At 52.6% G+C, this 6,110-nt stretch carries 4 protein-coding genes and 1 rRNA gene; 2 read left to right on the top strand and 3 right to left on the bottom strand.

Going from position 1 to position 6,110, the window contains the following annotated elements; genetic code table 11:
* Positions 1-10: 10 nt before the first annotated feature.
* A 16S ribosomal RNA gene (locus OGV93_RS09465) occupies positions 11-1,552 on the bottom strand.
* Positions 1,553-2,006: 454 nt separating this feature from the next.
* On the opposite strand from OGV93_RS09465, the gene OGV93_RS09460 reads away from it, so the two are divergent.
* Both OGV93_RS09460 and mdtD read left to right on the top strand, forming a co-directional pair.
* Positions 2,007-2,711 (top strand): FadR/GntR family transcriptional regulator, encoded by a 705-nt coding sequence (locus tag OGV93_RS09460; RefSeq protein ID WP_016157828.1) that lies wholly within the window; start codon positions 2,007-2,009, stop codon positions 2,709-2,711.
* Between the two features lies 1 nt (position 2,712).
* On the top strand, positions 2,713-4,140 hold the full coding sequence (gene mdtD, locus OGV93_RS09455; RefSeq protein ID WP_016157827.1) for a multidrug transporter subunit MdtD: 1,428 nt from the start codon (positions 2,713-2,715) through the stop codon (positions 4,138-4,140).
* On the opposite strand, the gene rbsR is transcribed toward mdtD, so the two are convergent.
* Entirely contained in the window at positions 4,106-5,098 is a 993-nt protein-coding gene (rbsR, locus tag OGV93_RS09450) for a ribose operon transcriptional repressor RbsR (RefSeq protein ID WP_016155093.1), read from the bottom strand. The two genes, mdtD and rbsR, sit on opposite strands and share 35 nt — an antisense overlap.
* Positions 5,099-5,101: 3 nt before the next feature.
* Positions 5,102-6,031, bottom strand: a complete 930-nt coding sequence (gene rbsK / locus OGV93_RS09445; protein WP_016157826.1) for a ribokinase — start codon at positions 6,029-6,031, stop codon at positions 5,102-5,104.
* Between the last annotated feature and the right edge of the window lie 79 nt (positions 6,032-6,110).

Raw genomic sequence — 6,110 nt, 5'->3', positions numbered from 1 at the left:
TTCTTTAAGGTAAGGAGGTGATCCAACCGCAGGTTCCCCTACGGTTACCTTGTTACGACTTCACCCCAGTCATGAATCACAAAGTGGTAAGCGCCCTCCCGAAGGTTAAGCTACCTACTTCTTTTGCAACCCACTCCCATGGTGTGACGGGCGGTGTGTACAAGGCCCGGGAACGTATTCACCGTGGCATTCTGATCCACGATTACTAGCGATTCCGACTTCATGGAGTCGAGTTGCAGACTCCAATCCGGACTACGACATACTTTATGAGGTCCGCTTGCTCTCGCGAGGTCGCTTCTCTTTGTATATGCCATTGTAGCACGTGTGTAGCCCTACTCGTAAGGGCCATGATGACTTGACGTCATCCCCACCTTCCTCCAGTTTATCACTGGCAGTCTCCTTTGAGTTCCCGGCCGGACCGCTGGCAACAAAGGATAAGGGTTGCGCTCGTTGCGGGACTTAACCCAACATTTCACAACACGAGCTGACGACAGCCATGCAGCACCTGTCTCAGAGTTCCCGAAGGCACCAAAGCATCTCTGCTAAGTTCTCTGGATGTCAAGAGTAGGTAAGGTTCTTCGCGTTGCATCGAATTAAACCACATGCTCCACCGCTTGTGCGGGCCCCCGTCAATTCATTTGAGTTTTAACCTTGCGGCCGTACTCCCCAGGCGGTCGACTTAACGCGTTAGCTCCGGAAGCCACGCCTCAAGGGCACAACCTCCAAGTCGACATCGTTTACGGCGTGGACTACCAGGGTATCTAATCCTGTTTGCTCCCCACGCTTTCGCACCTGAGCGTCAGTCTTTGTCCAGGGGGCCGCCTTCGCCACCGGTATTCCTCCAGATCTCTACGCATTTCACCGCTACACCTGGAATTCTACCCCCCTCTACAAGACTCTAGCCTGCCAGTTTCGGATGCAGTTCCCAGGTTGAGCCCGGGGATTTCACATCCGACTTGACAGACCGCCTGCGTGCGCTTTACGCCCAGTAATTCCGATTAACGCTTGCACCCTCCGTATTACCGCGGCTGCTGGCACGGAGTTAGCCGGTGCTTCTTCTGCGAGTAACGTCAATTGCTGTGGTTATTAACCACAACACCTTCCTCCTCGCTGAAAGTACTTTACAACCCGAAGGCCTTCTTCATACACGCGGCATGGCTGCATCAGGCTTGCGCCCATTGTGCAATATTCCCCACTGCTGCCTCCCGTAGGAGTCTGGACCGTGTCTCAGTTCCAGTGTGGCTGGTCATCCTCTCAGACCAGCTAGGGATCGTCGCCTAGGTGAGCCGTTACCCCACCTACTAGCTAATCCCATCTGGGCACATCCGATGGCAAGAGGCCCGAAGGTCCCCCTCTTTGGTCTTGCGACGTTATGCGGTATTAGCTACCGTTTCCAGTAGTTATCCCCCTCCATCGGGCAGTTTCCCAGACATTACTCACCCGTCCGCCACTCGTCACCCAAGGAGCAAGCTCCTCTGTGCTACCGTTCGACTTGCATGTGTTAGGCCTGCCGCCAGCGTTCAATCTGAGCCATGATCAAACTCTTCAATTTAAGTTTGATGCTCGTGAATTAAACTTCGTAATGAATTACGTGTTCACTCAGAGACTTGGTATTCATTTTTCGTCTTGCGACGTTAAGAATCCGTATCTTCGAGTGCCCACACAGATTGTCTGATAAATTGTTAAAGAGCAGTGCCGCTTCGCTTTTTCTCAGCGGCGCGGGGTGTGCATATTACGCCATCCCGCTGCAGAGTCAAGCGTTTATTTTCGCTTTTCTCCGCTGACCCGGCGGTATGTAATCCGTTGTTCCGTGTCAGTGGAGGCGCATTATAGGGAGTTATTTCAGGCTGACAAGGGGAAATTTAAAATAACTTTCCGAGTGCGTGTTTTTTCAGCAAAACCACCATTAACATGCCATAAAATAAGCAAATTGCCGTTTTTGCAGCCGCAATAACACTTCCAGGTGGCATACTAATGAATAAGAAATAAAGTAAGGAAAACCATTCATGCCGTTAAATGCCCAACAGCTAGCCGCACAGAAAAACCTGTCCTACGTTCTGGCCGAAAAGCTGGCTCAGCGAATATTAAAAGGTGAATACGCACCGGGCGCTATATTGCCTGGCGAAATAGAGCTGGGCGATCAGTTTGGCGTGAGTCGTACCGCGGTAAGAGAAGCGGTAAAGACGTTAACGGCAAAAGGTATGGTATTACCGCGCCCGCGTATTGGTACACGCGTCATGCCGCAGGCAAACTGGAACTTCCTCGACCAGGAGCTGCTCACCTGGTGGATGACAGAAGATAATTTCTCTCAGGTCATTAAACATTTTCTGGTGATGCGTATCAGCCTGGAGCCTCAGGCGTGTTTACTGGCGGCGACTATAGGTACGGCAGAACAGAAAGCGCATCTCAACACGCTGATGGAAGAAATGGTCGAGCTGAAAAGAAACTTCAGACGCGAGCGTTGGATTGAGGTTGATATCGCCTGGCATGAACACATCTATGAAATGAGTGCGAACCCGTTCCTTATCTCCTTCGCGTCACTCTTCCATTCCGTTTACCAGACCTACTTTACCTCTATTACCTATAACGACGTGGTCAAGCTGGATTTACACCAGGCCATTGTCGACGCAATAGATGAGAGCGATGGCGATCGCGCCTTCGCTGCCTGTCAGGCATTGCTGATAGCACCGAACGTGCTACCGGATAAATAATATGTCAGAAAAGAAATCACGCAGTATGGCCGGGCTACCGTGGATAGCAGCCATGGCCTTTTTTATGCAGGCACTAGACGCCACGATCCTCAATACCGCCTTACCCGCAATAGCACACAGCCTTAACCGCTCTCCGCTCGCCATGCAGTCAGCCATTATCAGTTACACCCTGACGGTCGCGATGCTGATCCCGGTGAGTGGATGGCTGGCAGACAGGTTTGGTACCCGGCGCGTCTTTATGATAGCTGTTAGCCTGTTTACGCTGGGTTCGCTGGCCTGTGCGCTGTCCAGCTCCCTAAGCGAACTGGTGATTTTCCGCATCATTCAGGGCATTGGCGGCGCTATGATGATGCCCGTTGCCCGTCTGGCATTATTGCGTGCTTACCCCCGCAGCGAACTGCTTCCCGTGCTTAACTTCGTAACCATGCCTGGACTTGTGGGGCCGATTTTAGGTCCGGTATTGGGCGGTGTACTGGTCACGTGGGCCAGTTGGCACTGGATCTTCCTGATTAATATTCCAATTGGGGTTGCCGGTATCTTCTATGCCCGCAAATATATGCCGAACTTCACCACGCCGCGCCGCGGTTTTGATATGACCGGTTTCTTTCTGTTTGGTTTGAGCCTGGTGTTGTTTTCCAGCGGGGTAGAGCTGTTCGGTGAGAAGCTTGTCGAGACCTGGATAGCGCTCAGCATTATTCTTGCCAGCATTCTGTTACTGCTCGCCTACATTCGCCACGCGCGTCGTCACCCAACGCCGCTAATATCGCTTCCTATATTTAAGACCAGAACTTTTTCCGTCGGGATCGCCGGAAACCTTGCCACTCGTCTGGGTACAGGGTGCGTGCCCTTCTTAATGCCGCTGATGTTGCAGGTAGGCTTTGGATACCCGGCGCTGATAGCCGGTTGCATGATGGCGCCAACGGCGCTGGGATCAATACTGGCGAAATCAATGGTGACGCAGGTGCTGCGCCGGCTCGGCTACAGAACCACACTGGTGGGTGTTACGGTATTTATCGGCCTGATGATTGCGCAGTTCGCATTGCAATCTCCCGCCATGCCGGTCTGGATGTTGATCCTGCCGTTGTTCATTTTGGGTATGGCGATGTCCACCCAGTTTACCTCCATGAATACCATCACTCTGGCGGACCTGACCGATGAAAACGCCAGCAGCGGCAACAGTGTGCTGGCCGTTACTCAGCAGTTATCAATCAGTTTAGGGGTCGCCATCAGCGCTGCCGTTCTGCGTATCTATGAAGGTATGGAAGGAACCAATACGGTCGAGCAGTTCCACTACACCTTTATGACGATGGGCGCTATCACGGTAGTGTCTGCGCTGATGTTCATGCTGCTAAAAGCAAAAGATGGACGTAATCTGATTAAAGAGCGACATAATCCTAAACCGACCCCCGCTCCATCAAAACAGGAGTAAGTTGCAGGCGCTGTTGCTGTAATGCGGGCTGCGCCATCCGGTGGATTAATACATCGATGGCCAGTTCGCCCAGTTCATCTTTTGGTTGATGGATGGTCGTCAGCGGCGGCGTCATATAGCGCGCCAGCTCGATATCATCATAACCCACCACCGCCATATCCTGCGGAATGCGCAATCCCGATTGGTACAGAGCCTGATACGCGCCAACCGCCATGGCATCATTGCCGGTAAAAACGGCCTGCGGTCGCTGTTTATGCGACAGCAACGTTTGCATAGCTTCAAAGCCGCCGCCGAACTCAAAATCACCGGTAATCTCGTAACCTTCCGGGACCGGCAACCCCGCCCGCTTCATTGCCGCCCGATATCCTTCCAGACGTAAACGCGCCGGGGTTTTATCCAGCGGCCCGGTGATGCAGGCAATGCGCGTAAAACCTTTTTCGATAAGATGTTGAGTGGCTAAATCCCCGCCCAACAGGGAGTTATCCTGGATCAGATCGCTTTCACCATCAAAAGGCGACCAGTCCATCATGACGGTCGGTATAGAAGGATAGCGTTGCATGATCTCCCTGGAAGGTTGATGTGTTTCCGTGCAGAGCAGCAGCAAGCCGTCCACCCGTTTTTGCATTAACGTTTCCAGATTACGGTTCATGCGCTGTTCATCACCTTCAGTGTTGCACAGCACCAGGCTGTAGCCGCGTTCAAAACAACTACGTTCAACGCCGCGCACCAGCTCAGAATAAAAGGGGTTGGTACTGGCAGTGATTAACATGCCAATAGTGTGGGTCTGGTTTAACTTGAGACTACGCGCCAGCGCTGAGGGCGCGTAGTTAAGCTCTTTAATCGCCGCTTCAACTTTGTCAGTGACAGACTCACTGACAAAGCGATCTTTATTAATGACGTGAGAAACCGTCGACGTGGAAACCCCCGCCAGGCGGGCGACGTCCTTCATTGTAGCCAAGCGTTACCTCTGTTGACTTAAAAACGCTTCTATTTCTTCGCGCCATGGAACGGAAGGCTGTGCGCCCTTACGGGTGACCGCAATCGCCGCAGCGGCATGTGCAAATCGGATCGCTTCAGGCAGCGGAGTCTCTTCCAGTAACGCTGTAATTAACGCGCCGTTAAAGGTATCCCCAGCGGCGATGGTATCAACGGCGTCCACTTTAAACCCTGGCACACGCTGACCTTCACCATTTACGCTGGCCCACACCCCGCGACTGCCTAAGGTAATCAGTACAGTATGGATCCCCTTCGCGTGCAATGCCTGCGCAGCTTTGGCCGCGTCTTCATCGTTTTCAACCCGGATCCCCGTGAGCTTTTCAGCCTCGGTTTCATTCGGGGTAATAATATCCACCAGCGCCAGCAGTTCGTCAGAAAGTTCACGTGCCGGGGCCGGGTTAAGGGCTACCGTGGTCTTATTTTGATGTGCAATCTTTGCCGCAGCCAGTACGCTTTCGATCGGCGACTCTAACTGCATCAGTAAGGCAGACGCCTGGGCAATACGCTCATGCTGAGCTTCCACCAGCGCAGGCGAAAGTGCCGCGTTCGCACCAGCATGAATGCCGATGACGTTCTCACCTTCACCATTCACAAAAATCAACGCCACACCGGTCGATTCCCCCGAAATTACGCTAATCGGCGCAATATCGATATTATCTTTAGCTAACTGTTTACGAACACTTTCGCCAATATCATCATCACCCGTACAGGCAATAAATGCGATATTCGCGCCACTACGCCCCGCAGCAACAGCCTGATTCGCGCCTTTACCACCAAATGCGACCTGATAATGGTTACCGGTTACGGTTTCACCAGGTGTCGGGAAAGAGTTAAGGTTGAGGATGTGATCGGCATTGATACTGCCAAGAACAACGAGGTTGCCTGCGGTTTTCATATTTGGTGTTCCAAGTCAAAGTGCGCCACCGGATTAGGGTGGCGCGTGCCCTGCTTTTCTTTTTACGCTTTCATCCCCA

The organism is Citrobacter sp. Cb031 (assembly GCF_030336725.1).
Lineage (GTDB): Bacteria > Pseudomonadota > Gammaproteobacteria > Enterobacterales > Enterobacteriaceae > Citrobacter > Citrobacter braakii.
Note: the sequence above shows the minus strand (reverse complement) of the source record. Positions and strands in the feature narration are given on the sequence as shown.